At 69.3% G+C, this 24,450-nt stretch carries 22 protein-coding genes and 1 pseudogene; 16 read left to right on the forward strand and 7 right to left on the reverse strand.

Going from position 1 to position 24,450, the window contains the following annotated elements:
* Nucleotides 1–8 precede the first annotated feature (8 nt).
* The gene (locus LXE91_RS11775; RefSeq protein WP_039347556.1) at nt 9–788 is read left to right on the forward strand and encodes a hypothetical protein; all 780 of its coding nucleotides are present in this window, start codon (nt 9–11) and stop codon (nt 786–788) included.
* Nucleotides 789–803: 15 nt separating this feature from the next.
* Here the strand turns inward: LXE91_RS11775 and LXE91_RS11780 are convergent, their stop codons facing one another.
* The gene (locus LXE91_RS11780) at nt 804–1,679 is read right to left on the reverse strand and encodes a LysR family transcriptional regulator (RefSeq protein WP_039347553.1); all 876 of its coding nucleotides are present in this window, start codon (nt 1,677–1,679) and stop codon (nt 804–806) included.
* 112 nt (nt 1,680–1,791) lie between these two features.
* Between LXE91_RS11780 and LXE91_RS11785 the strand changes: the two genes are divergently transcribed.
* The gene (locus tag LXE91_RS11785) at nt 1,792–2,217 is read left to right on the forward strand and encodes a VOC family protein (protein WP_039347550.1); all 426 of its coding nucleotides are present in this window, start codon (nt 1,792–1,794) and stop codon (nt 2,215–2,217) included.
* 132 nt (nt 2,218–2,349) lie between these two features.
* Nucleotides 2,350–2,934, forward strand: a complete 585-nt coding sequence (locus tag LXE91_RS11790) for a flavin reductase family protein (RefSeq protein ID WP_039347547.1) — start codon at nt 2,350–2,352, stop codon at nt 2,932–2,934.
* Between the two features lie 42 nt (nt 2,935–2,976).
* Here LXE91_RS11790 and LXE91_RS11795 read toward each other — a convergent pair whose 3' ends face one another.
* Nucleotides 2,977–3,873 carry a LysR family transcriptional regulator gene (locus tag LXE91_RS11795; RefSeq protein WP_039347543.1) on the reverse strand — a complete coding sequence of 299 codons (897 nt, stop codon included), beginning with the start codon at nt 3,871–3,873 and terminating at the stop codon, nt 2,977–2,979.
* Nucleotides 3,874–3,970: 97 nt separating this feature from the next.
* Between LXE91_RS11795 and LXE91_RS11800 the strand changes: the two genes are divergently transcribed.
* Genes LXE91_RS11800 through LXE91_RS11810 form a run of 3 tightly spaced genes read left to right on the forward strand, consistent with a single transcriptional unit; the run spans nt 3,971 to nt 6,979 of the window.
* Entirely contained in the window at nt 3,971–5,269 is a 1,299-nt protein-coding gene (locus LXE91_RS11800) for a CitMHS family transporter (protein WP_039347541.1), read from the forward strand.
* A 40-nt stretch (nt 5,270–5,309) separates the two neighbouring features.
* On the forward strand, nt 5,310–6,668 hold the full coding sequence (locus LXE91_RS11805) for an acyclic terpene utilization AtuA family protein (RefSeq protein WP_039347538.1): 1,359 nt from the start codon (nt 5,310–5,312) through the stop codon (nt 6,666–6,668).
* Complete coding sequence (locus tag LXE91_RS11810) at nt 6,668–6,979, forward strand: AtuA-related protein (RefSeq protein ID WP_039347535.1); 312 nt, start codon at nt 6,668–6,670, stop codon at nt 6,977–6,979. Before LXE91_RS11805 ends, LXE91_RS11810 begins: the two co-directional genes overlap by 1 nt.
* 30 nt (nt 6,980–7,009) lie before the next feature.
* On the opposite strand, the gene LXE91_RS11815 is transcribed toward LXE91_RS11810, so the two are convergent.
* Nucleotides 7,010–7,831, reverse strand: coding sequence for a carbon-nitrogen hydrolase family protein (locus LXE91_RS11815; RefSeq protein WP_039347532.1), 822 nt, complete (start codon nt 7,829–7,831; stop codon nt 7,010–7,012).
* A 176-nt stretch (nt 7,832–8,007) separates the two neighbouring features.
* Entirely contained in the window at nt 8,008–8,805 is a 798-nt protein-coding gene (locus LXE91_RS11820) for a response regulator transcription factor (protein ID WP_039347530.1), read from the reverse strand.
* Between the two features lie 215 nt (nt 8,806–9,020).
* Between LXE91_RS11820 and LXE91_RS11825 the strand changes: the two genes are divergently transcribed.
* The 5 genes from LXE91_RS11825 to LXE91_RS11845 all read left to right on the forward strand — a co-directional run bounded on the left by LXE91_RS11825 (nt 9,021) and on the right by LXE91_RS11845 (nt 14,141).
* On the forward strand, nt 9,021–9,674 hold the full coding sequence (locus tag LXE91_RS11825; protein WP_278068080.1) for a hypothetical protein: 654 nt from the start codon (nt 9,021–9,023) through the stop codon (nt 9,672–9,674).
* Between the two features lie 22 nt (nt 9,675–9,696).
* Entirely contained in the window at nt 9,697–11,373 is a 1,677-nt protein-coding gene (locus tag LXE91_RS11830; protein WP_278068081.1) for a hypothetical protein, read from the forward strand.
* Nucleotides 11,370–12,590: a hypothetical protein gene (locus LXE91_RS11835; protein ID WP_052760101.1), complete on the forward strand. Its 1,221-nt coding sequence runs from the start codon at nt 11,370–11,372 to the stop codon at nt 12,588–12,590. Before LXE91_RS11830 ends, LXE91_RS11835 begins: the two co-directional genes overlap by 4 nt.
* A 13-nt stretch (nt 12,591–12,603) precedes the next feature.
* Nucleotides 12,604–13,275, forward strand: coding sequence for a DUF1266 domain-containing protein (locus LXE91_RS11840; protein WP_039347868.1), 672 nt, complete (start codon nt 12,604–12,606; stop codon nt 13,273–13,275).
* Between the two features lie 62 nt (nt 13,276–13,337).
* Complete coding sequence (locus LXE91_RS11845; RefSeq protein ID WP_039347865.1) at nt 13,338–14,141, forward strand: hypothetical protein; 804 nt, start codon at nt 13,338–13,340, stop codon at nt 14,139–14,141.
* A gap of 42 nt (nt 14,142–14,183) precedes the next feature.
* Here LXE91_RS11845 and LXE91_RS11850 read toward each other — a convergent pair whose 3' ends face one another.
* Nucleotides 14,184–15,113 (reverse strand): phosphatidate cytidylyltransferase, encoded by a 930-nt coding sequence (locus tag LXE91_RS11850; RefSeq protein WP_039347524.1) that lies wholly within the window; start codon nt 15,111–15,113, stop codon nt 14,184–14,186.
* Nucleotides 15,114–15,150: 37 nt separating this feature from the next.
* On the reverse strand, nt 15,151–15,783 hold the full coding sequence (locus tag LXE91_RS11855) for a lysophospholipid acyltransferase family protein (RefSeq protein ID WP_039347521.1): 633 nt from the start codon (nt 15,781–15,783) through the stop codon (nt 15,151–15,153).
* A gap of 456 nt (nt 15,784–16,239) precedes the next feature.
* Between LXE91_RS11855 and LXE91_RS11860 the strand changes: the two genes are divergently transcribed.
* The 4 genes and pseudogenes from LXE91_RS11860 to LXE91_RS11875 all read left to right on the forward strand — a co-directional run bounded on the left by LXE91_RS11860 (nt 16,240) and on the right by LXE91_RS11875 (nt 20,555).
* Nucleotides 16,240–16,845: a CDP-alcohol phosphatidyltransferase family protein gene (locus LXE91_RS11860; RefSeq protein ID WP_039347518.1), complete on the forward strand. Its 606-nt coding sequence runs from the start codon at nt 16,240–16,242 to the stop codon at nt 16,843–16,845.
* An 81-nt stretch (nt 16,846–16,926) separates the two neighbouring features.
* On the forward strand, nt 16,927–18,696 hold the full coding sequence (locus LXE91_RS11865) for a bifunctional alpha/beta hydrolase/class I SAM-dependent methyltransferase (RefSeq protein ID WP_039347516.1): 1,770 nt from the start codon (nt 16,927–16,929) through the stop codon (nt 18,694–18,696).
* Nucleotides 18,693–20,103: pseudogene (locus LXE91_RS11870) on the forward strand (phosphatase PAP2/dual specificity phosphatase family protein). The gene LXE91_RS11865 and the pseudogene LXE91_RS11870 overlap by 4 nt, the downstream one beginning before the upstream one ends.
* Entirely contained in the window at nt 20,103–20,555 is a 453-nt protein-coding gene (locus LXE91_RS11875; RefSeq protein ID WP_039347512.1) for a hypothetical protein, read from the forward strand. Before LXE91_RS11870 ends, LXE91_RS11875 begins: the two are co-directional and overlap by 1 nt.
* 80 nt (nt 20,556–20,635) lie before the next feature.
* Here the strand turns inward: LXE91_RS11875 and LXE91_RS11880 are convergent, their stop codons facing one another.
* Nucleotides 20,636–21,658, reverse strand: a complete 1,023-nt coding sequence (locus LXE91_RS11880; protein WP_039347510.1) for a sensor domain-containing diguanylate cyclase — start codon at nt 21,656–21,658, stop codon at nt 20,636–20,638.
* Between the two features lie 480 nt (nt 21,659–22,138).
* Between LXE91_RS11880 and bcsB the strand changes: the two genes are divergently transcribed.
* On the forward strand, nt 22,139–24,448 hold the full coding sequence (bcsB, locus tag LXE91_RS11885) for a cellulose biosynthesis cyclic di-GMP-binding regulatory protein BcsB (protein WP_039347507.1): 2,310 nt from the start codon (nt 22,139–22,141) through the stop codon (nt 24,446–24,448).
* Nucleotides 24,449–24,450: the final 2 nt, after the last annotated feature.

Raw genomic sequence — 24,450 nt, forward strand, 5'->3', positions numbered from 1 at the left:
AGATCCAGATGAACCGGAACATGAAGACCGGCGCCGTGCGCGCCGTGGCCGCCGGTGCGCGGCGCCGCGCATTGCGCGCGATCGCGGGCTCGGTGCTCGCGATCGGCGCGGGCCTGGGCCTCGGCGCAGGGGTGGCCGCCCCCGCGTTGGCGGCCGATGCGCCGCAGGCCGTCACGCGCGTCGCGATGCTCGTGCAGTTGCGCGGCCCGAACCTGAAGGTCGACGAACGCATCGTCCAGCATCTCGGCGAACGCGGCTACGCGGTGCGCCTGATCGACGAATCGTCGACGCCCGATGCGGCGCGCGACGCCGATCTCGTCGTGATCTCGTCGACGGTGTCGTCGAAGAACGTGCGGCCCGGCTGGCGCGCGCTCGACAAGCCGCTCGTGACCTGGGAGAACGACCTGCTCGACGATCTCGCGATGACGGGCAAGCGTCACGACGTCGACTTCGGCGAAACGGGCAAGGAGCGCTACCTGTGGCTCGTCAATGCGCCGCACCCGATCTCGGCCGGGCTGCCGGCCGGCACGACGAACGTGTACGGCAAGCAGGCGCCGATGAGCTGGGGCAAGCCGGGGCTCGGCGCGATCACGATCGCGACCGTGTACGGCCAGCCCGACAAGGCCGCGATCTTCGCGTACGAGAAGGGCGCGACGATGGACTACGAAGCGCTCGCACCGGCGCGCCGCGTGATGTTCTTTCTCGACAACGACACGTTCGTGAACCTGTCGCCGGCCGGGGTCGCGCTGTTCGACGCGGCCGTCGACTGGGCGGCCGGGCGGCGCTGATCTTCACCGTCGGCGCTACGCCGACTGCCGCGCCGCCGCCTCGATCAGTTGCGCGAGCATTTGCGCCGGCTCCGACATCGTGCGCCGCGCGCGATGCACGAGCCCGATGTCGCGGTGGAACGTGTGATGCCCGAGGTCGATCGCGCGCACGCCGGCCGGCCAGCGGCGATACACGGCGGTCTGCGGGACGATCGCGATGCCGACGCCGTTTTCGATCAGCTTGACGATCGCGTCGAGCTCGTCGAGTTCGCAGGTGTCGCGCACCGCGATATGCATCTTCCTCAGAAAGCGGTCGACCTGGCGGCCGCCGAACGACGCGCGGTCGTAGCGCACGAACGGCTCGCGCGCGAGCAGCCCGGCCCAGTCCTTGCCCTTCACGCTGCGCGGCACGATCAGCCGGAACGGTTCCTGCACGAGGGTCGTCCAGTGCAGGTCGCTCTGCAGCGAGAACGGCGGCCGGATGATCGCGGCCATGTCGATCTCGCCCGCATCGACCCGGTTGACCAGTTCGATCGACAGCCCCGGTATCACGCGCGTGCGGCACGCGGGATGCCGGCGATGGAAATCGGCGAGCGCGGCCGGCAGCAGCGCGCTCTGTACCGATGCGATCGCGCCGATCGTCACGCGCACGGCGGCCGGCGAGCCGGGCGACGTCGAGCTCAGGTTCTCGTACAGGCCGATCAGCGCCTGCGCCTGGTCGAGCACGTGATGCCCCATCTCGTTGAGCCGCGCCGACCGGCCTTGCCGGTCGAACAGCGCGAAGCCGAGCTCGGCTTCGAGGCGCTGCATCTGCGCGCTGACGGCCGCCTGCGTGAGCCCGATACGATTGCCGGCCGCGGCGAACGTGCCTTCCCGGGCGACGGCGACGAGGGTTTTCAGTTCGCGGATCATTCATCGATTTCGTTTGTGAATGACGCAACTATATATTGATTTAATTTCTGCTCGACCTTGACTACCATGGTGCCGTCCTCGCGCCACGCGAGCGTTCCATCACGAGGCCATCATGAGTCTTTCCCCGTTTCACCTGGCGATTCCCGTCTACGACCTGCCGGCCGCGCGCGATTTCTACGGCCGTGTGTTCGGGCTGGCAGAAGGGCGCTCGAGCGCGCAGTGGGTCGACTTCGACTTCTACGGGCATCAGCTCGTGATTCACGAACATCCTAAGACCGCGTCGCAGGAAGGCGCGCATACGAACGCGGTGGACGGTCACGACGTGCCGGTGCCGCATTTCGGGGTCGTGCTCGACTGGCCGAGCTGGGAAGCGCTGGCCGAACGGCTGAAGTCGTTCGGCGTGACCTTCGTGATCGAGCCGTATGTGCGGTTCCAGGGGCAGGTCGGCGAACAGGCGACGATGTTCCTGTTCGACCCGTGCGGCAATGCGCTCGAGTTCAAGGCGTTTCGCGATATCGGCCAGTTGTTCGCGAAGTGACCGGCGGCGCCGTCTGCGCCGATCGACATTGGGTGCGAGAATGCGGCCTTCGGCCCGGTTGCGCGGCTACGCGCCGGCCGGCACCGCGCCGCACGACATCCGTTCGTGCGAGCCGTTCTCCAAGGAACCCGTATGGACAGTCACATCGCTCCGGTGGAGCTGAAGAAGGCCTACCGTCTCCTCAACCACGGCCCGACCGTGCTCGTGTCGGCCCGCCATGACGGCGTCGACAACGTGATGGCCGCCGCCTGGGCGTGCGCGCTGGACTTCCTGCCGCCGAAGCTGACGGTCGTGCTCGACAAGACCGCGAAGACGCGCGAGCTCGTCGAGCGCAGCGGCACGTTCGTGATCCAGGTGCCGACGGCCGCGCAGTTGCAGCTCACGCATGCGGTCGGCAGCCGCAGTCTCGCGGAGCGCCCCGACAAGCTGCGCGAAGCGGGTGTCACGCTGTTCGACGTCGAAGGCCACGACCTGCCGTTCGTCGCCGGCTGTTCGGGCTGGCTGGCGTGCAGGCTGATTCCGGAGCCGCACAACCAGCAGGCGTATGACCTGTTCATCGGCGAGGTGGTCGCGGCGTGGTCCGACACGCGTGTGTTCCGCGACGGACACTGGTATTTCGAATCGGCCGATCCGGCGCTGCGCAGCCTGCACTACATCGCGGGCGGCAATTTCTATGCGATCGGCGAATCGCTGCACGTCGATCCGGACACGAAGTAAGCGTCGGGCGGCCGCCCGGTTCCGCCGATCCGGGCGCGCAGTTCACGCGCGCTTGTTCAGTTCCGTCAGCATCGCTTCGGCGAATGCCTGCGCGACGCGCGGCAGCGTACGGCCGCGTTTCGTGATGAGTGCGATCGGCCGCACGAACGCCGGGTCGTCGATCGGCTTCGCGACCAGTTCGGGCTCGGCGCGCACCTCGCGCGCGGTTGCCGGCAGGATCGTCACGCCGAGCCCGCCGCGCACCATCGCGACGGCCGTCATCATGTAGGTCGGCTCGCATGCGATGTCGGGCGTGCAGCCGGCCGCGTCCAGCGCGGCATCGACGACGCTTCGCACGCTCGTGCCCCGTGCGGTGAGCACGAGCGGCACGGCTGCGACGTCCGCAGTGGTCAAGCGGCGCTTGCGCGCGAGCGGATGATCCTTCGGGCACACGGCGACGAGCCGGTCGGCGCCCGCATACAGCACCTCCAGCGACGCATCGAAGGTGTCGCCACCGGTCAAGCCGAGATCGGCTTCCTCGTTGCGCACGAGCGCGGTGACGAGGCTCGCGACGCCGTCGCGGATCTCGAAGCCCGCGCGCGGCACCTCGCGCCGAAACGACTGGATCAGCTCGGGCAGCACGCTGGACGCGAAGGTCGGCAGGCACGCGAGCCGCACCGTGCCGCTCGCGCCGTCGCCGAGCGCACGCGCATCGCGCAGCACGCGCTCCATGTCGTCGAGCGAGCGCTGGAGCAGCGGCAGCAGCTCGCGCCCGGTCTGCGTGAGCGCGACGCTGCGGCTGTTGCGGTCAAAGAGGCGCGCGCCGACGATCTCCTCGAGCCGGCGAATCTGCACGGTCAGCGCCGGCTGCGACAGGTGCAGGCGTGCGGCCGCGCGCGTGAAGTTGCCGGCCTGCGCGACGGTGACGAACGCGCGAATGTCGCGGAGATTCAGATCCATAACGGTTCGTGATTGCTGCGATCAAATCATTTCAATTGTGCTATCGCTGCGCCGACCTTACGCTCGTCTCCAACAAAAGACAAGGTAGGAGACACGGATGCTGCCGTTACTCGGGCTTGGCACGATCGTCGTGCTGCTGGCCGCGATTCTGTCGAAGCGGATGTCGCCGCTCGTCGCGCTGATCATCGTGCCGATCGCCGCGTCGCTGATCGGCGGTTTCGGGCTGCACACCAGCAAGTTCGTCATCGACGGGCTGAAGGGGCTCGCACCCGTCGTCGGGATGTTCGTGTTCGCGATCCTCTATTTCGGGACGATCACCGACGCCGGCACGCTCGACCCGATCATCGACCGCATCCTGCGCGCGGTCGGCACGCGGCCGACGCGCATCGTGATGGGCACGACGCTGCTCGCGCTGCTGATCCACCTCGACGGTTCGGGCGCCGTCTGCTTCCTCGTGACGATTCCGGCCGTGTTGCCGCTGTACGACCGGCTGAAGATGGACCGGCGCGTGCTGGCCGCCGCGGTGTCGATGGCCGCGGGCATCAACTTCCTGCCGTGGACGGGGCCGATGATCCGCGCGTCGGCGTCGCTGCACCTGCCGGTGTCCGCGCTGTTCAATCCGCTGATTCCGGTGCAGGCGATCGGGCTCGTGTTCGTGTTCGGCGTCGCGTACTGGCTCGGGCGGCGCGAGGAGAAGCGGCTCGGCCTGTCGCGCGACGATGCGTCGATCCCGCTGCCCAAGCGCGAGCTGACGCCCGACGAGCAGGCGCTGCGCCGGCCGCACCTGTTCTGGTTCAACCTCGTGCTGACGCTCGTCGTGCTCGGCACGATGGTCGTGATGGGCGAGAAGATCCCGCCCGCGATCATGTTCATGGTCGGGCTGTGCATCGCGCTGATGGTGAACTACCCGGACGTCGACATGCAGAGGAAGCGCATCGACGCGCACGCGCGCGCCGCGCTGATGATGGCCGGCATCCTGCTCGCGGCCGGCGTATTCACCGGGATCATGCAGGGCAGCGGGATGCTGAAGGCGATGGCGCAGGCGGCGGTCGGCTTCGTGCCGCCGTCGATGGCAGGCCACATTCCGGTGGCGCTCGGCGTCGCGTCGATGCCGCTCAGCATGCTGTTCGATCCCGATTCGTTCTACTTCGGCGTGCTGCCCGTGATCGCGGAAGTGGCCGGCCAGCTCGGCGTGCCGGCCGTGCAGGTCGGGCAGGCCGCGTTGCTCGGGCAGATGACCACGGGGTTCCCGGTCAGCCCACTGACACCCGCGACGTTCCTCGTCGTCGGCCTGTGCGGCATCGAGCTGGCCGAGCACCAGAAGTTCACGTTCCCGCTGCTGTTCGGCGCCTCGATCGTGATGACGATCGCGTGCGTCGTGCTGGGCGTCTTTTGATCTTTCCCGGCGGTGACATCCGCCGGACGACGGTACGGACATGACAGCAAAGCAACCTGAACGGCGCGTGCGCATCGGCGCGGGCGCCGGCTACTCGGGCGACCGGATCGAGCCCGCGGTCGAACTGGCCGAACACGGGCAGCTCGACTATCTCGTCTTCGAATGCCTGGCCGAGCGCACGATCGCGATCGCGCAGCAGGCGCGGCGCAAGGATCCCGCGCTCGGCTACGACCCGCTGCTCGATGCGCGGATGCACGCGGTGCTGCCGGTCGCGGCACCCAAGGGCGTGCGCATCGTGTCGAACATGGGCGCGGCGAATCCGCGTGCGGCTGCGCGGCGCACCGCACGGATCGCGCAATCGCTCGGCTTCGCGAAGCTGAAGGTCGCGGCGGTCGAAGGCGACGACGTGCTCGACGTGGTGCTGCGCGGCGCATTCCGCTTCGAGGAATCGGGCGACGACGTCGCCGCGTATCGCGACCGCATCGTGTCCGCGAACGCGTACCTCGGCGCCGCGCCGATCGTCGATGCGCTCGCGGCCGGCGCGGACGTCGTGCTGACCGGGCGCGTCGCCGATCCGTCGCTGTTCGCCGCGCCGCTGATCCACGCGTTCGGCTGGCGGATGGACGACTGGGACACGCTTGGCGCCGCGACGGTCGTCGGCCACCTGCTCGAGTGCGCGGGGCAGGTGACGGGCGGCTATTTCGCCGATCCCGGCTACAAGGACGTGCCGAACCTCGCGCGGCTCGGGTTTCCGATCGGCGAAGTCGCGGCCGACGGCTCGGTCGTGATCACCAAGGTGCCGCACGCGGGCGGCCGCGTGAGCGCGGCGACCTGCAAGGAACAGCTGCTCTACGAGATTCACGACCCGGCGCGGTATCTGCAGCCCGATGTCGTCGCGGATTTCACGCAGGTCAACGTGGCCGAGGAGGCGATCGATCGCGTGCGCGTGACGGGCGGGCGCGGCACCGCGCGGCCCGACACGCTGAAGGTATCGGTGGCTTACGTCGACGGCTGGATCGGCGAAGGGCAGATTTCGTACGGCGGCCCGGGCGCGCTCGAACGTGCGCGTCTTGCGCGCGAGATCGTTCGCGAGCGGCTGGCAATGACCGGCGTCGCCGCGACCGAGTTGCGCTTCGACCTGATCGGTGTCGATTCGCTGTATGGCGATGCGACGCCGGCCGCGCGCGGGGAGCCGGCCGAGGTGCGCGTGCGGGTGGCCGGCCGTGCGGCGAGCGCCGCCGAAGCGGCGCGTATCGGCAACGAAGTCGAGACGCTCTATACGAACGGGCCGGCCGGCGGCGGCGGCGCGTTCAAGTCGACGCGCGAGGTCATCGCAGTGCAGTCGGTGCTGCTGCCGCGCGCGGCCGTGACGCCGTCGTTTTCATTCGTGGAGGCCTGATGCAACTGCGTGAACTCGCGCATGCGCGCACCGGCGACAAGGGCAATACGCTGAACGTGTCGGTCATCTGCCACGATCCGCGTCATTACGAGCATTTGCGCACGCATCTCGATGCCGACGCGGTGAAGGCGTGGCTCGCGGGCATCGTGCACGGCGACGTCGTGCGTTACGAATTGCCGGCGCTCGGCGCATTCAATTTCGTGTTGCGCGATGCGCTCGGCGGCGGTGTCACGCGCTCGCTCGCGCTCGACGCGCACGGCAAATCCGTCAGTTCGGCGCTGCTGGCGATTGAGGTGCCCGACCCGGCGTGACGGAGGTCGCCGCCGCAGGCGGGCACGCGCTTACGGAATCAGCAGTTCGCGCAGGCCGTTGGCGTGCTCGATGCGTTCGCCGGCGACGTGCAGGCGCTGATCCCGGCGATAGTCGTAGACCGCGCGCGACGCGGCGAGCTGGTCGAAATCGAGCTCGACCGCATGACGCGATTCGGCATTGCCGGCCTCGAAGATTAGGTTGCCGAACGGATCGGCCGCGAGGCTGCCGCCCGCGAACACGACGTCGTGCGAGCTGCCGCCGACGCGGTTGGCGACCACCGCGAACACCTGGTTCTCCATTGCCCGCGCCGTGGCCGACGTGCGGTGGACTGGGCGGTAAGGCTCCATGTTGCCGTCGGTGATGAGGATCAGCTCCGCGCCGAGCGCGGCGAGCGCGCGGCCGGTTTCGGGAAATTCGTTGTCGTAGCAGATCAGCAGGCCGATCCGCACGCCGCGCCATTCGATCGTCGCGAAACGGTCGCCGGGCAGCACGACGCCGCGCTCGCTCACCCACAGATGCGTCTTGCGATAGCGCAGCGCGATGCCGTCCGGCGTGACGAATACGGTCGTGTTGTAGAAGCGGCCGCCGTCGTTCTCGATCAGCCCGACCACGACTGCCACATCGCGTGCGCGCGCGGCTGCAATGACCGCGCCGACGCTCGGGCCGTCGAGCGGCTCGGCGCATTCCGCAAGATTCGACGGATCGAGGAAGCCGGTGAGCTGCGCTTCCGGAAACATCACGATGTCGGTGCCCGGTGCGCAGGTTGCGATCGCGTCGAGCGTGCGTTGCAGGTTGTAGTGCGTGTCGCCGTCGCGACCGGCGAGCTGGACGATGTCGAGCTTCAGTTTCATGGCGATGTCGGTAGCAGGGGCCCGTCGCCGGTGGCGCCGGAAGGGTGGTAAGGAGGCCCCAGTATGCGCCGAAGCGGCGGATTTCCCATCCCGCCGGCGCGTTAACCCTTCAGGGGTATTGATCTGTGGCGCCGCCGGTGCCGGCGGGCATCGACATGCGCGTCGCGAAATGCGCGTCAGGTGCCGGTCTGCGCGTTCAGGAACAGCGAGAACAGCTCCGATTGCGAGTTGATGGCGAGCTTCCCGTAGATGTTGCGGCGATGGACCTTGACCGTTTCGGCCGATATCGCCAGCTTGATTGCGACTTCCTTGTTCGAGCGGCCGCTCAGGATCAGCCGGATCACGTCGAGTTCGCGCGCGGTGAGCGGCGTGCCGAGCCGCGCCATGGCGCGCTCGAAGCCGTCCTGCGCACGGGTGCCGGCTCGCGGCGGTACCGCGGCTTCGATGGACGCCGGCTCGAACGCGAGCCGCTGCCGCATCAGCCCGGCCACCCACGGCCGGATCAGGTCGAGCAGCGCCACCTGCTCGGGGCTGAAGCGCCGCTTGCTGCCGAGCGACAGGCACAGCGTGCGTGCATCGTCGAGCACGACGTTGAACTGCACCTCGTCCTCGACGACGTTGTGCGTGAAATAGAGCGTGTAGTACTCGGTATCGCGGAAGCATTCGGGCGCGACGTCGGACAGCCGGAACAGGCCGCTCTTCGGCGCGTCGCGGTTCGCGATGTAGAACGGGTCGAGCTGGTACAGCCCCTGCACGTAGTCGCGGAACAGCGGGTCGGGGCCGCCGCCTTCGTACGGGCATTCGGCGAACACGTGCGGGCGGCCGTCGCCGAACGTGAGCGCGACCCAGCTGTCGACCGCGACGTATTCCTCGATCAGCCGGATCAGCGCCAGCCAGAAGCCCGGCTGGTCGAGCGACTCGATGAGCCGCCCGACCGAGCGGTGCCATGCGACATCCTGCAACGTGAGGTTCATGCGTGTTCCGGGGCGGGCGGGACCGGTCGGGGCGCATCGTGCCGTCGCGCCGTACGCATCGACCGGATCCGGGAATGAAGTACGAGATCGTAACGCCGGACGACGCGGATGGCGAGGCCGCGCACCGCCCCCGTCTCCTGATAAGCTATCGCGATTCCGAGAGGGAGCAGACGTCGACTCCCAGTGCCCATACCAATTCCAAGATCGATAACGATATGACCACGATGCCTTTGACGGGCCAGCCGCTCGACACGTTGATGAATCGGCTCGAAGCCGACCTCGAAGAAAGCGACTCGAGCCGCGAGAGCGACCTTGCGGCAAGACTGCGGGCCCAGCCGTTGCGTGCCGATTCGCTCGACGCGATCGCACGCCTGCACACACTCTGGATGCACGCCGGCGATCCGGCTGCGGCGCGCGCCGTGCTCGACGACGACGGCGCGGCCGTGCATGACGCGGCGCCACCCGACGCGCGGCCCGATATCCGCATGCAGCTCGCGCTGTACCGGCTGCAGGTCGCCCGGCACCTGGGCGAGAACGACGCCGTCACGCACGCGATCGGCGAGATGCACGACGTCGTGCGCACGTCTCCGACGCTCGATGCCGATCGCTTCGTCCGCGCCCGCATTCTCGATACGCTCGAATACGATCACGCGGAGCACGCGCTCGACGCGATCGAACTGCGGCATGCATTGAATGGCGCGCTTGCCGACCGGGCCGCGTTTCGCGCGTGGGACGAGGCGAACCGGCAATGCCTGCGTGCGTGGGCGCTGCGGCGGCTCGGCCGGGACGACGACGCGCGGGCGGCGGCCGAGGCCGCGGTGGCGGCCGTCGCGTCGGCAGAGCGCGGACCGGGACATCGATGCCGATGACTGGCTGCGGATCGGCCACGCGATGATCGAGATTGCGCCGCTGCAGTTCGACACGATTCGCCAGGCCGTCGAGTCGCGCATCGCCGACTGGGCACTGCCGCCGCGCCGCGAGGCCGAGGTGAGGCTCGCGCGGCTTGCTGCGCGAGCGGCATACGCGCAAGGCGATCTCGACGGTGCGCTCGCGCGTTGCGAGATGGCGCGTTACAGCCTCGAGTCGGACGGCGGGGACGATTTCATCGAATACGAGCTGCCGTGGCTGCTCGAGGCCGGCCGCTTCGACGACGCGGGGCGCCGTGCGTTCTTCCACGTGTACCAGCTCGAAAGCAGCATGCTCGACCGGGTGGGGCGGATCGTCCATGCACGCCTCGCCGAGCCGACCGACACGTCGGTCTGGTGGCCGCTGTGCGCAATGCGCGCGGCGGGTTTCGCGCCGACGCTCGAGCGGCTCGTCGAACTCGGCGCGGAACGGCCCGACGCGCTGGCCGCACGTTCGCCGACGCACGGCGAGATCTTTGCCTCGTTCGGCTCGCTCGACGGCGATGCGTTGCGTTACGCGGTGGCCGACGCCGCGCGCGAGGTCGCGCTGCGTCGCGCGCCCGGCCATCCGTGGATCGCGCGGCTCGCGGCGGTCTACGACGGCGAAACCGGCCGCATCGACGCGACGACCCAGGCCGCGCGCCTGCTCGCCGCCGCGCAGGAAGGCGAGATGCACGACAACCGCACTGCGATCATGCTGACCCTGGCGCGCATTGGCGCGCTGGGCGTCGCCGCCGCGCTCAAACTGCCGCTGCCGCCGTCGCTGCGCAGCGGCTTGTGGAGCTACGTATTCTCGGTCCAGGTCGAGGACCTGGCCGAGGAGGCGATCGATGCGCTGCCGGCCGCGGAACAGGCGCCGGTGCGTGCCGACCTTCAGCGCCTGCGGATCGCCGCCTACGAGCAGGGCCGCGCGTGCATGGAGCGCTACTTCGAGACCGGCAAAGGGCACCCGTACGACGCGTGTGCGCACCTGTATTCGATGCTCTGCAACAACCTCGCGATTCTCTACCGCGACGAGGATCGCTACGACGAGGCGCTGGTCCTGCATCGCAACGGGATTGCGGCGAGCTCGTTTGCCGAGCATTACTCCGGTGTCCGCTATGTGCTCGCCTGCCAGGGCAAGGACGACGAGATGGTCGAGGCCGCCGAGCAGCTCTGGCATTACGCAGCCGAATACGGTTTCAGCCGGCATGACCCGAACTGGTACGTGCGCGACGTCGTGCGCGCGCTGTATCGCCTCGATCGTTGCAACGAACTGCCGATCTGGCTTGAACGCCTCGTCGGCTGGCAACGGGAACACGACCAGGTCGACGGCAGCCTGCCCGACGAGGCGCTGATTGCCCGCTTGGTGTTCGCATCCCACATGGCGGCGTCGCATCCGGACCAGGCGTTGGCGCTGTACGACGCCGCGCGCGGGCAGGCCGATGCGTCGCGCGATCTGGACGTGCTGCTCCGGGCCGCCGACGCGGCATACGAACTGGGCCGCCGGTCCGATGTGAAGTATTTCTACGAGCGCGTGCTCGCCGGAAACCGGCACGCCGCCGAACCGCTCGACCTGATGGAAGACGTGATCGAGCGACGGATACGGGAGGCCGATGCGCCGGCCTCGCCGGATTCAGCGACCGCCGCGCCGAACAAGCGCTGGTGGAAGTTCTGGCAATGACGGCCGCCGATCGGCGGGCCGGCTACGCGCCACGCAACGCGCTGAACGCCGATGCGCTGAAAGCGGCGATTGCCGCGCGCAGCACCGCGCGGGGCGACGCCGACGCGGTGCGCGCGTGGCTGCTCAACCATTTCTACCGGCATGTCGTCGCGAACTTCGAGCCCGCGCGCACGATCGGCTCGCTCGACGATGCGCGGCAGGCGCTCGGCCAGGCCGCACCGCCGGCGTGGGTCGTACGGCGCTTCGGGCCCGGCGCGAAGACGATCGGCGAAGCCGACGCCGGCCGGCAGGCACCCGTCGTCTGGGTCGACCCGTCCGATCCGCGTCTCCTCGCACTCGAAACCACGCTCGTCGAGTTTCTCGAGTCGCGCAAGGGAACCGGGCTCGAAGGCAAGCTCGACCGTGTCAACTGCCCCCAGGCGCTCGCGATGTGGGAACGCGAGCATGCGGAGATGGCGTCCCGGATCGCGCGCGGCTGGCGCGAGAGCCAGCCCGATGCGCTGCGCACGTGGTGCGAAACCGCGAACGGGCGCTTTGTCGAATTCCTGCCCGACAGCCCGCTGCTGCGCGCCGAAATGGCGTTCGAGAGCTACGTGATGCGCCATTGCCTCGGCCAGTTCGCGGACCGGCAAGCGCTGGCGGGCGGCTACGGCGGGCGCTATGCGGAAGCGATCGAAGCGCGCCGGCTGCGGTTGCTGAGCTTCCGGGATGCGGGCGGCCAGCCGCACATCACGATCAGCGTCGAGGTGCGGGCGGACGGTGGCCTCGACGTCGATCAGGTCAAGGGCAAGCAGAACCGGCCGCCGGTCGAGCGCTACGTCGACGACGTGCTGGCCTGCCTCAATGCGCTGGGGACGACGGATCGCACGCCGCCCGACTGCATCGCGCTCGGTGTCGTCCATACGCCGTCGGGGTGGTGCCGGATCGAGGACGTGACGGATGCCGCGTCGCAAGCGCGCCTCGTCGCGCGCCATCCGCAATTGTTCGGGCGGCTCGCCGAGCCGACGCCGACCGTCGAGTGGCTGGTCGCCGCGCGGCAGCCTGAACTGCTGCAGGCGCGGCCGCCGCGTGCCGGTTCGGTGCGTTACGCGGTGCGCGCGACGCTGGGGCCGGCGGTGCCGTCCGCATTCAAGGACGCCGTGCCGGCAGCCTTCGCAACCGAGGACGTGCACTGGCCCGGTTACGTCGCGCCGCGTGGCGTCGGTGTCGCGCAATGACGGGGCGAAGACCATGACATTCAAGGTGATCATTGCCCTGTTCGTGCTGTGGCGTATCGTGCGCTACTTTCGCCAGCGCGGTGGGCGCTATTCGGCGTTGCCGGCCCGCAAGCACTGGGCGCTGCTGCTCGCGCATCCGTACGTGGACGCGACGGGATTCTCGGGTTTCGACGACGCGGACACGAGCCACCTGAACGATACGTCGCGCAAGTTCCTGCGTGCCCAGATGCTGCACCAGATGGAGTTGCGCACCGACGCGACGGACGACGATGCGCGCGCACATCTGGCGCGTGTGCTCGAGACGCAGTGGTTTCGCGCCGACCTGCATGCGCTGCAGCCGACCGACGACCCGCGCGCGGCGCTTGCGTTCGCCTGTGCGCGGATGGCGTTCCTCGCGCGCGTGGCGATGCTGATGGGCTGGGCCGAACGGGACACAGCCTGGCGCGTGTTGTTGCTCAACGCGCAGCGCGCCCAGGACTGTTTCGACAGTTGGGCGGATTTCGGCCACGCCTACGTCGCGGGCCGCAAGCAGTGGGTGGCCGGATTTCGCGCCGATCCGTTTGGCAAGGCGTTCGACGATGCGACGCTGCAACGCTGGCTCGCACCGGGTGACGGTGCGTGGGGGCAGGCGCCGTGGCCGGGGCTGGCGGCGTTCGATCCCGAGCCGGTCGCGCAACCGCGTTGATGCGTGGATACCGCTGGTCGTTTGCCCGGGCATCGCTTTTTATCGCTATCGACACAGACATGATTTCATCCGTTCATCCCCTGGTGCGACGCCTGGTGCTGTCCGTCGCGTGCACGGTGCCTGCGTTCGTGTTGCCGGCTGCGGCGCACGCGATCCAACCGGCTGTCGCCGACCCTGTGCTGCGCGCGTTCATCCACGACACTTACGGCAACTGGCGCGCGGACCGCAAGGGCTGGCAGGCGGATGGGGACGACGTTGTCTACGCGCCTTGCGGTTCGCTGCGTGTGGCAACGGCCGACGGCCCGCGCACCCTGCTCGCGATGTGCGGCGAGACCGAGGCGGCGGTGCAGAACGGGATGCCTGGCATGGATTCGGATGCGACGACTGGCACGATCGACCTGTACGTGCTGAAACCGGCGGCGGACGGCAAGACGCTCGAGCCGGTCATGAAGAAAACGGAGATCGCGTCGGGCGGGCGCGGCGAGCCGGGCACCGTGCGCATCGAGCGGCTCGGGCCGCACCTTTTCGGTTTCGTCATCGGCGAAAGCGACACGCGGCAAGGCTATTCTCAACGCTTCCGCGCGATCTGGCTGCCGGTCGGCAATGCGCTGGTGCTGGCGGCGGCGCGCATCGACGAGGCGCTCGACAACGCCGAGTCGACCGAATGTGCGAACGCGCGGGCCCGCTGCGAGGAACGTCGCTTCGAGATCGCGCCCGACACGACCGGCGCCGGCGACGTCTATCCGTTGACGGTCACGGAAACGGGCACGCGCGGCGACAGGGCGATCCGCGCGCGCCATACGGTGAAGTTCGACGCGGCGCGTGGCCGCTACGTCGTGCCGAAGGCATTGCGCGAAGGGTACTGATCCTTCGCGCGCAGGAACGGGCGGCGTTGCGCCGCCCGCGCATCACACGTACAGATATCGCACGAGGTGGAAGAACACCGGCGCGGCGAAGCAGATCGAGTCGACGCGATCGAGCATCCCGCCGTGGCCCGCGATCATCGAGCCCCAGTCCTTGGTGCCGAGCGAGCGCTTGACGGCCGACAGCACGAGGCCGCCGACGAAGCCCGCGATCACGATCGCGAGCGAGATGCCGAACGCCGACCCGAAGCTGAACGGCGTCACGCGATACAGCGATGCGCCGCACAGCGTGGCGAGCAGACCGCCGCCGACGAAACCCTCGATCGTCTTCGACGGCGACAGCTGCGGCGCGATCTTGCGCTTGCCGAACAGCTTGCCGACCACGTACTGCAGCACGTCGCTGATCTGCACGACGAACAGGAAGAAGAACAGCAGCAGCGCGTTCTGCCCCGCGTAGTGCGGAATGTCGAGGATCAGCACGGCCGGCGCATGGCTCAACCCGTACACGCATACCATCAGCGCCCAGTTGATCTTCGCGTTGCGGCTCAGGAATTCGCGCGTGTCCTGCGTGAGCGCCGACACGAGCGACATCGCGAAGAACAGGTGTACGGGCACGAAGATCGAATACATCCCGTACCAGTTGATCCCGAGCAGCAGGTATTGCACGGGAATCGCGATGAAGAACGCGATGAAGAGCGTCGTATGGTCGCTCGGCGTGGTGGGGGTGAGCGTGATGAATTCGCGCAGCGTCAGGTAGGACAGCACCGCGAAAACGAGATACGTGATGTTGTTGCCGAGGCCGATCGCGATGGCCATGATCGCGATCATCGCCCACCATGCGCGGATGCGCTGGTTCAGGTTGACGATGGTCGCGCTCGTGCCGCCGCTGCGTGCGCCGAGGATCGCGCCGATCACGGTCGCGACGACGAGCACGCCCGTGACGCCCGCGACCAGTTCCCAGAAAATGGTTCGCATGGTTGATATCCGGAAAGGGAAGAAGAGGGCGCCGCGTTCAGCCGGCCGGCCGCTGCGGCGGCGCGAGCGCGACGACCGCGTCGCGCATGCGGGCGAGGAACGTCGGCTTGTCCTCGTCGGCGCCGCGCTGTTCGTTCGCGCCGAAGTGCACCTTGCAGATCAGCGGCACCGGCCAGATCGCGCCCTTCGGCATGATCCGCTGCAGGTTCTCGAGATAGACGGGCGCGAGCGCCACATCCGGGAACTCGGTCGCGAGGTGGAACAGCCCGCTCTTGAACGGCTGCGGCAGGATCTCGGCGCCGCGCGTGCCTTCCGGGAAGATGATGATCGAATGGCCCTGCTTGAGCGCATCGCGCACGGGGTCGAGCGGGTCGCCGCCGGATTCGCGGTGGCGATCGATCAGCACGACGTTCAGCAGCTTCTGCGCGATGTGGCGCTTCATGTCGCTGCTGTCCCAGTAGTCGCGCGCGGCGACCGGCCGCACGACCGTGCGCACGTTGCGCGGCAGCGCGGCGAGGATCGCGAGCGTGTCGATGTGGCTCGTGTGGTTCGAGAAGTAGATCTTCTGCGTCGGGGACGGCGGCGCCTGATGCCAGACCGGATACGCGCCGGCGACGAGCCGCACGATGGACAGCAGGAAATCGCGCTGCCAGACGTTGAGGATGTTCATCGGCGCTGCGCCTCCTGCCTGCCTGCATGGCCCGCTGCTCGTGAGCGGCGGGCGGGACCCCGGAATGCCGGCGCGGCAGGATGCGCGCCGGACGGCCCTTGTTTAAATTTTTTCAAATTCGTGGCTGCCTGTCGCAGGTCCGCGATAATCGGACGATTCGCCGTCACCCGCTGTTGCGTCGCGGCGAATGCGCCGGTCGGCTGCGTGATAATCGGCTGTTGCACGAGTGCCCGTTTGCAGTTCGAATAGATCTCGCCGCGCTCGGGCCAGCGGATTATCGCGAGTTTCCGTCAAAAACGCCAGATTGGCGCCGCGCGTGCGGGCCGGGCGCGTGCTTGACGCATCGGGGCCGCTCGGCGACGATTAGGGCCGTCCATGGAAGGCCGTCCAAGGCCGTTTCGCCGCCCGGGGCATGGCGGCGGAAAATGTATCCGACTGTGCCGCACAAATAAAACGATGAGCCTCTACGCACTCAAACCCAAATTCCAGAACCGTCTGCGCCCGTTCGCGAACTCGCTCGCCGAGCGCGGCGTGACGGCCAACCAGGTCACGCTGTTCGCGGCCGGCGGCTCGATCGTCGTCGGCGCGCTCGCCGGCCTCGGCGTGTTTGCCCGCGCGCTGTTCCTGCTGATCCCGCTGTGGCTGTTCGCGCGGATGGCGCTCAACGCGATCGACGGGATGCTCGCGCGCGAGCACGGGCAGAAGAGCACGCTTGGCGCCTACCTGAACGAACTCGGCGACGTCGTGTCCGATGTCGCGCTGGTGCTGCCGTTTCTCGCGGTTCCGGCGTTCGCTCCGGCGGATGTCTGGCTGTTCGCGCTGACGGCGGTGATCGTCGAATGCGCGGGGCTGATCGGCCCGCTGGTCGGCGTGAGCCGCCGCTACGACGGCCCGTTCGGCAAGAGCGACCGTGCGCTCGCGCTCGGCGCGTTTGCGCTGTGGATCGGGCTCGGTTTCCCGGTCGGCGGCGTTGCCGCATGGTTGTGGCGGCTGCTGATCGTGCTGTCGATCGTGACCGTCGTGCGGCGCGTGCAGGCCGGCATCGCGGAAAAGGGCGGTTGAAAAAGTCGTCAGGGCAGTTGCGGTACCGGGCGCCGGAGGGCGGCGCACCAAGATTCGAATAACGAAACGAGAGAGAAACGCATGAGCGCACGCACGGCCCGCGAGGCCGACTTCATCACGCACGACGGCGAAACGCTGTTCTATCGTCACTGGCCCGCCACCGGCCCGCGCTGCCGCGGCGCCATCGTGTTGCTGCACCGCGGACACGAACACTCGGCGCGCGTCGCGCACCTGGTCGACGAACTCGACCTGCCCGATTTCGCATTTTTCGCGTGGGATGCGCGCGGCCACGGCCGCTCGCCCGGCGCACGCGGCTACAGCCCGAGCGCGGCCGCGTCGGTGCGCGACCTGCAGACCTTCGTCGAACATATCCGCGACACGCACGGCATCGCGATCGAGGACATGGCGGTGGTCGGACAGAGCGTCGGCGCGGTGCTCGCAGCCACCTGGGCGCACGATTATGCGCCGCCGATCCGCGCGCTCGTCGTCGCGTCGCCGGCGTTCCACATCAAGCTCTACGTGCCGTTCGCGCGGCCGGGCCTGCGGCTGATGCACAAGCTGCGCGGGCTGTTCTACGTGAACAGCTACGTGAAGCCGAAATTCCTCACGCACGATCCCGAGCGGATCGCGAGCTATGCGTCCGATCCGCTGATCACGCGGCCGATCGCGGTCAACATGTTGCTGGACCTGCAAGACACCGCGCAGCGGATCGTCGCCGACGCGGCCGCGATCACCGTGCCGACGCAGCTGCTGATCTCGGGCGCCGACTGGGTCGTGCATCGCGGCCCGCAGGACCGCTTCTTCGAACGCCTCGGCGCCGCGCGCAAGGAGCGCATCGTGCTGCCGGGCTTCTATCACGACACGCTCGGCGAACGCGACCGCGCGCAGGCGCTCGCACCGCTGCGCGCCTTCGTGCTGCGCGAATTCGATGCACCGAGCCCGCGCGTGTCGCTCGCCGACGCCGACCGGCGCGGCGCGTTCCACGACGAATACGCGGCGCTCGGCCGGCCGCCCGCGAATGTGTTCGCGCGTGCGTACTGGGCGCTCACGCGCGCCGGCCTGAAGGCCGGCGGGGCGCTGTCGGACGGCATCGCGCTCGGGCTGCGGCTCGGCTTCGATTCGGGCTCGACACTCGACTACGTGTATCGCAACCGCGCGCAGGGGCGGCTCGGCATCGGCGCGCTGATCGATCGCACCTATCTTGATTCGCCGGGCTGGGTCGGCATCCGCCAGCGCAAGGTGCATCTGCAGGAACTGATCGGCGCGGCGATCGGCCGCCTGCGCGGCCACGGCGCGCCGGTGCGGATCGTCGACATCGCGGCGGGGCACGGGCGCTACGTGCTCGACGCGATCGCGTCTGCCGCCGAGCGCGACGGCGCGGCGCCCGACGACATCACGTTGCGCGACTACAGCCCGCCGAACGTCGAGGCCGGGCGCGTGCTGATCGCGCAGCGCGGCCTCGAGCCGATCGCACGCTTCGAGCGCGGCGACGCGTTCGACGAGGCGTCGCTCGCGACGCTCGAGCCGCGTCCGACGCTCGCGATCGTGTCGGGCCTCTACGAACTGTTCGGCGAGAACGCGCTGATCGAACGCTCGCTGCGCGGGCTCGCGCAGGCCGTGCCGCCGGGCGGCTATCTCGTCTATACGGGGCAGCCGTGGCATCCGCAGCTCGAGTTCATTGCACGTGCGCTGAACAACCACCGCGGCGAAGCGACCTGGGTGATGCGCCGCCGCTCGCAGGCCGAGATGGACGAGCTCGTCGCGCGCGCGGGCTTCCGCAAGCTCGACCAGCGGATCGACGAAATGGGCATCTTCACGGTCAGTCTCGCGCAGCGGGTCGACGCGTCATGAGCGCGCTCGGCGGCGGCGCGAGCGGCCTCGCCGAACCGGCCACGGCGGCCGGCGCACGCGATGCGTCGTTCGCGCTGCGCTTCGGCTGGCTCGCGGTGATGGGGGCCGTGTTCTTCTCGACCTACGGCTTCGCGAACTGGCTCGCCGCGCGCCGCGCGGGGGTGCCGACCTTCGCGTTCGGCTGGGAGCATGCGATCCCGTTCGTGCCGTGGACGATCGTGCCGTACTGGTCGATCGACCTGCTGTATGCGCTGTCGTTCTTCTTCTGGACGCGCCGCGCCGACCTGCTCGATCACGTGAAACGGCTGTTGACCGTGCAGCTGATTTCGGTCGCGTGCTTCATCGCGTGGCCGCTGCGCTTCGGGTTCGAGCGGCCCGACGCGGGCGGCGTGGCCGGTGCGTTGTTCACGCTGCTGATGGGCTTCGACAAGCCGTTCAACCAGGCGCCGTCGCTGCACATCGGGCTGCTCGTCGTGCTGTGGGCCGTCTATGCGAAGCACCTGCGCGGCACGCTCGCGCGCGTCGTGCTGCACCTGTGGTTCGCGGCGATCGGCGTGTCGGTGCTGACCACCTACCAGCATCACGCGATCGACGTGCCGACCGGCGCGGCCGTCGGCTGTCTCGCGCTGTTCCTGTTTCCGCTGCGCGATGCCGCGGAGCCGGCTGCCGGGCGCCGATGCATCGCCCGGCGCGGCCGGCCGCGCGCTCGCGCGCCGCTATGCGCTTGGCGCGGCAGCGGTCGCGCTCGTGGCGCTCGGGTGCGTGCCGCGCGCGCCCGGCTGGGCGCTGGCGGCAGGGTGGGTCGCGCTGGCGCTCGCCTGTGTCGCGTGGATCTACCGGCGCGGCGCGCCCGGCGCATTCCAGAAGGACGCGCACGGTCGGTTCCCGGTCGTCATTCGCTGGCTGCTCGCGCCGACGATCGCCGGCGCGTTCGTCAATTCGCGGTTGTGGACGTTCCGGCAGCCGGCGCCGGTGCGGATCGACGAACGCGTTTCGATCGGCCGCACGCCGACCACGCGCGACGTGCGCTGCCACGGTTTCACCGCACTGGTCGACCTGACCGCCGAAATGCCGCGCTGGGCGTCGATCGATGCGTCGTCGCTCGCATATGCGAGCGTGCCGCAACTCGACCTCGTCGCGCCGACGGCCGCGCAACTCGCGCAGGCCGTCGCGGCGCTCGAACGCCTGCACGGGGAAGGGCGCGACGTGCTGGTTTGCTGCGCGCTCGGCTACGGGCGCAGCGTGCTGTGCGCGGCCGCGTGGCTCGCGGCGCGACGCGGGCTCGGCGATGCGCGTGACGCGCTGGCCGCCGTGCGTGCGGTGCGGCCGCATGCGGTGTGGTCGGACGACAGCGTGGCCGTGCTGCAGCAATGGATCGATCGCCGTCGCGGCGCGGGAGGCGCGTGATGCGCGACCCGTCCGCGCCGTTCAGGATCGCCGCCGCGCGCGGCGCGCTCGATGCGGGCGCGTGGGCGATCGCGGTCGCGCTGGCCGCGGCCGGTGCCGGCTGGTGGATCGCGTCGGGCTGGGCGCCGGCGACGATCGCCCGCGTGCTGCTGGCCGTCGTCAGTACCGGGTCGGGGATCGCGGCGCTGTGGTACGCGGTGCGGATCGAGATCGACCGGCGGCTGTTCGCCGCGCTCGCGCGTGCGGCGGCGGGCGAGGAATCGGTCGACGACGGGCTCGCGGCGCTCGACCGCGCGCTCACGGATCTCGGCTGGATCGACGCATCGAAGGCCGGACGTGCGCTCGACGCACGCGTGCGCGGTGCGGTCGGGCTGTGCCGCGCCGGTGTGCTCGTCGCGATCGTGCAGTGGCTCGTGGTCGGGCTCGCGATCGCCGTTCCGCAGATCGGCTAGCGCCCGTTCGAGCCAGCCGTGGGCGGTCGGGGTGTCGTTCCGGCCGCCGGCTCGTCAAGAAAGCCGCCGTCGCGTACGCGTTACGCGTGCGCCGTCCGCCGTGACCGCGTGCGCTTCACTTCATACATCGCCTGGTCCGCATGCTCGATCAGCGCGTTCATGTCGGTGCCGTCGTCCGGCAGCAGCGCGATCCCGACGCTGACGCCGAGCCGCATCGGGCGCCCCTCGAATTCGAACGGTTCGCCGACCTGGCGTGCGAGCCGCGTGCTTTGCGCATGCGCATCGTCGCGGCTGCCGATGTTCGGCAGGATCACCGCGAACTCGTCGCCGCCGATGCGCGCGACCGTGTCCGAGCGCCGCACCGCCCCCTGCATCCGCGTGGCGATCTCGCGCAGCGCCGCGTCGCCCGCGCGGTGGCCGAATCCGTCGTTGATCGGCTTCAGCCCGTCCATGTCGATGTTGAGAATGCCGAGCCGGCCGTTCGCGCGCAGCGCCGTGTGCATCGACTGCCGCAGGCGGTCGTAGAACAGCGCGCGGTTCGGCAGGCCGGTGAGCGCGTCGTGCGTCGCGCGCAGGTACAGTTCGTTCGCCTCGTTGCGCGCCGCGTGGAACATCGCGGCGGCGATCAGGTCGGCCGTCAGCCGCAGCGTCCCCGCGTCGGCTGGCGAAAAGCCGTCGACTTCCGGCGACATTACCTTCAGCACGCCGACGGTCGTGTCGGCATGGGTGAGCGGCATCACGAGCATCGAGCGCAAGCCGACCCGCCGGCAGGCGTCGCGGTCGACGCGCGGGTCGGTTTCCGAATCGATGCAGTGCAGCAACGCGCCTTGCTGCACGCACAGGCCCGACAGGCTGCCCGAGCGCCGCAGCCGCAGGCCGAGCATCCCGGCGGCCGTGCCGGACGCGGCGCGGTACACCATGTCGTCGCCCTCGGCGAATTCGACCGCGGCGGCGCTCGCGCCGGTGAGCCGTGGCACCTGCTCCGCCACATAGGCCATCACGCTGCCGAGATCGAGGCCGAGCTTCGCGATCTCGGTCTGCGCGGCGATGATGCGCAGCAGCGTATCGGGGGACGGAGTGGCAGTGTGGACGATTTGATTCAAGTCGGTTTTCCGTGAACGAAAGTACATCCGGCGGCCCGGGATTGCGGTAGCATACGCGCCGCCTCGCGGCCGCGCGTTCAGGCCGGGCGGTCTGCAACGGACCGCCGCTGGCCGGCCGATCCGCGCCGGCAGTATGCCGTTCGGCCCGCCGGGCGACAACGGTGCAATTCTTGCCATTCATCCCTCTCGCGAAGCATTTCCGACCGGATTGAGGTTTTTTTCGCTTCAACGTCGCGAATCGGGGTAAGTTTTGTCCTGTTTTTGAGATAGTGTGACGAATGGGCGTGTGCCGGTGCCAGGCGCGCGTAGCACGGTGACGCGCGATTAAAGAAATCGCCGCATCGTTTCGATAAATGAATCAGGCCAGATAGATATATGAGGGGAAGCAGTGGGGATGTTCACTCACGGGCATAGCTGCTTTGCGTGCATCGATTTCGATGCGACGGACGACCGGATGATCCAGACGAAACGGAGTGCCGCATGAAGCCGGCCGTGTCGCTGCTCGTCATTTCGGCCGCGATGGTCGGCGCGTTTCATGCCGCCGTGCTGTCGGCCGCGCCGATGCCGGCCGTGCCGGTCGCTGCGGCATCCGGCGCTGCACCCGCGCCGGTGCTCGCGGCCGCGCCTGCGGCGGCCAGCGCGACCGCGGCCGGCTTGCCGGCGACGACGGTGCGCCTGCCGTTCGCGTCGCTCGGCGCGTTCGATCCGCTGCGCCTGCGCGGCGCCGACGACGCACGCACGATCAACGCGGGCGTGCGGCTCGATCGCGTGGTCACCGGCGCGCGGCTGCGCCTGACCTATGCGTATTCGCCGTCGCTGGTGTTCCCGATGTCGCACCTGAAGGTGTCGGTGAACGGCGAGGTTGTCGCGACCGTCCCGTTCGACGCCGCGCAGGCGGGCCGCACGGTCACGCAGGAAATCCCGATCGATCCCCGCTACTTCTCGGATTTCAACCAGATCGGCTTGCGCCTGATCGCGCACTACACGCTCGACCATTGCGAGGATCCGGCCAACTCGGCGTTGTGGGCCGACGTGAGCCCGAAGAGCGAGCTGATCCTCGACGAATCGCCGGTCCGCCTCCCGAACGATCTCGCGCTGCTGCCCGCGCCGTTCTTCGACCGGCGCGACAACGGCCGCGTGCGGCTGCCGTTCGTGCTGCCGGCATCGCCCGATTCGGCGACGCTGCGCAGCGCGGGCGTGCTCGCGTCGTGGTTCGGCGCGCTGGCCGACTACCGGCATGCGCGCTTCCCGGTATCGTCCGGGCTGCCGGCCGACGACCAGGCGGTGGTGATCGGCACGGCCGCGATGCTGCCGGCCGGCCTCGCGCTGCCGTCGATCAACGGCCCGCTGCTCGCGGTGGCCGACAACCCGGCCGCGCCGGGGCGCAAGCTGCTCGTCGTCACGGGCCGCACCGCGGCCGAGGTCGACGATGCGGTCGCGACGCTCGTGCTGGGCCGCATGGCGTTGTCGGGGCCGTCGGCGACGGTCGCGCACGTCGATCTCGGCGCGCCGCGCAAACCGTACGACGCGCCGCGCTGGCTGCCGGTGAACCGGCCGATCACGTTCCGCGAACTCGTATCCGATGCGCGCGAGCTGGAAGTGCGCGGCACGTCGCCCGACGCCATTCGCCTGAACCTGCGCGTGCCGTCCGACCTGCATTCGTGGAACGGCGCGGGCGTGCCGATCACGCTGCGCTACCGCTATACGGCGCCGACGGTGCAGGACAACTCGACGCTTGCCGTCGAGATCAACGACCAGCTCGTGAAGTCGTACCGGCTCGGGCCGGCCAATGCCGAGGACGCGCACGGCCGCATGCAGCTGCCGTTGCTGTCGGTGCCCGAAGGGCGCGTGACGAGCGACGTCGACATTCCGGCGTTCCGGGTCGGCAGCGGCAACCAGCTGCAGTTCCGCTTCACGCTCGACTCGCAGAAGACGGGCCTGTGCTCGAGCACCGCGACCGAGCCGCAGCGTGCGGCGATCGACCCCGATTCGACGATCGACTTCTCCCACTTCGTCCATTACGCCCAGTTGCCGAACCTCGCGTTCTTCGCGAACAGCGGCTTCCCGTTCACGCGCTTCGCCGACCTGTCGCAGACGGCCGTCGTGATGCCGGACCGGCCGTCTAAGCAGGAGCTCGAGGCCTACCTGACGATGCTCGGCCACATGGGCGAATGGACCGGCTTCCCCGCGCTGCGCGTGCAGGTCGCACGGCCCGGTGACGTCGCCGCGCTGTCGGGCAGCAAGGACCTGCTCGTGATCGACGGCTCGCCCACGTCGCCGCTGCTCGCGCACTGGCGCTCGGCGCTGCCGCTCGTGATCGGCGAGCAGGGCAGCGCGGGCGGCGAAGGCGCCGCGCGCGTCGCGTTCTCGGTGAAGGAGCGCTGGCGCAATGGCGTCGGTCTCACCGAAGGCGGCGCGCATATCGAGCAGACGGGCTCGCTTGCGGCGCTCGCCGGGTTCGAGCTGCCGGGCAGCCGGGGGCGCAGCGTCGTCGCGCTGACGGCGACGGACCAGCCGCGCCTCGGCGATTTGCTCGACGTGTTCGAGAACGCCGGGCTCGTGTCGCAGCTGCAGGGCGACCTGGCACTGGTGCGGCCGGGGCAGGTCGACAGCCTGCGCGTCGGCGAGCCTTACGTGGTCGGGTTCGTGCCGTGGTATGCGCGCGTGTGGACGCAGGCGGCGCGGCATCCGGTCGTGCTGGGCGCGGTCGGCGTCGTGGCGGGGCTGCTGCTCGCGCTCGGCGTGTTCAGCGTGCTGCAGAGAATCGCCGCGCGTCGACGGGGGATGTAACG

The sequence above is a fragment of the Burkholderia contaminans genome, assembly GCF_029633825.1.
In the GTDB taxonomy this organism is placed as follows: Bacteria; Pseudomonadota; Gammaproteobacteria; order Burkholderiales; family Burkholderiaceae; genus Burkholderia; species Burkholderia contaminans.

Bases quoted from the DNA above. Each gene is read 5' to 3' on its own strand.
- LXE91_RS11775 (WP_039347556.1), top strand. From the start codon at position 9: ATGAACCGGAACATGAAGACCGGCGCCGTGCGCGCCGTGGCCGCCGGT.
- LXE91_RS11780 (WP_039347553.1), bottom strand. From the start codon at position 1,679: ATGATCCGCGAACTGAAAACCCTCGTCGCCGTCGCCCGGGAAGGCACG.
- LXE91_RS11785 (WP_039347550.1), top strand. From the start codon at position 1,792: ATGAGTCTTTCCCCGTTTCACCTGGCGATTCCCGTCTACGACCTGCCG.
- LXE91_RS11790 (WP_039347547.1), top strand. From the start codon at position 2,350: ATGGACAGTCACATCGCTCCGGTGGAGCTGAAGAAGGCCTACCGTCTC.
- LXE91_RS11795 (WP_039347543.1), bottom strand. From the start codon at position 3,873: ATGGATCTGAATCTCCGCGACATTCGCGCGTTCGTCACCGTCGCGCAG.
- LXE91_RS11800 (WP_039347541.1), top strand. From the start codon at position 3,971: ATGCTGCCGTTACTCGGGCTTGGCACGATCGTCGTGCTGCTGGCCGCG.
- LXE91_RS11805 (WP_039347538.1), top strand. From the start codon at position 5,310: ATGACAGCAAAGCAACCTGAACGGCGCGTGCGCATCGGCGCGGGCGCC.
- LXE91_RS11810 (WP_039347535.1), top strand. From the start codon at position 6,668: ATGCAACTGCGTGAACTCGCGCATGCGCGCACCGGCGACAAGGGCAAT.
- LXE91_RS11815 (WP_039347532.1), bottom strand. From the start codon at position 7,831: ATGAAACTGAAGCTCGACATCGTCCAGCTCGCCGGTCGCGACGGCGAC.
- LXE91_RS11820 (WP_039347530.1), bottom strand. From the start codon at position 8,805: ATGAACCTCACGTTGCAGGATGTCGCATGGCACCGCTCGGTCGGGCGG.
- LXE91_RS11825 (WP_278068080.1), top strand. From the start codon at position 9,021: ATGACCACGATGCCTTTGACGGGCCAGCCGCTCGACACGTTGATGAAT.
- LXE91_RS11830 (WP_278068081.1), top strand. From the start codon at position 9,697: ATGATCGAGATTGCGCCGCTGCAGTTCGACACGATTCGCCAGGCCGTC.
- LXE91_RS11835 (WP_052760101.1), top strand. From the start codon at position 11,370: ATGACGGCCGCCGATCGGCGGGCCGGCTACGCGCCACGCAACGCGCTG.
- LXE91_RS11840 (WP_039347868.1), top strand. From the start codon at position 12,604: ATGACATTCAAGGTGATCATTGCCCTGTTCGTGCTGTGGCGTATCGTG.
- LXE91_RS11850 (WP_039347524.1), bottom strand. From the start codon at position 15,113: ATGCGAACCATTTTCTGGGAACTGGTCGCGGGCGTCACGGGCGTGCTC.
- LXE91_RS11855 (WP_039347521.1), bottom strand. From the start codon at position 15,783: ATGAACATCCTCAACGTCTGGCAGCGCGATTTCCTGCTGTCCATCGTG.
- LXE91_RS11860 (WP_039347518.1), top strand. From the start codon at position 16,240: ATGAGCCTCTACGCACTCAAACCCAAATTCCAGAACCGTCTGCGCCCG.
- LXE91_RS11865 (WP_039347516.1), top strand. From the start codon at position 16,927: ATGAGCGCACGCACGGCCCGCGAGGCCGACTTCATCACGCACGACGGC.
- LXE91_RS11875 (WP_039347512.1), top strand. From the start codon at position 20,103: ATGCGCGACCCGTCCGCGCCGTTCAGGATCGCCGCCGCGCGCGGCGCG.
- bcsB (WP_039347507.1), top strand. From the start codon at position 22,139: ATGAAGCCGGCCGTGTCGCTGCTCGTCATTTCGGCCGCGATGGTCGGC.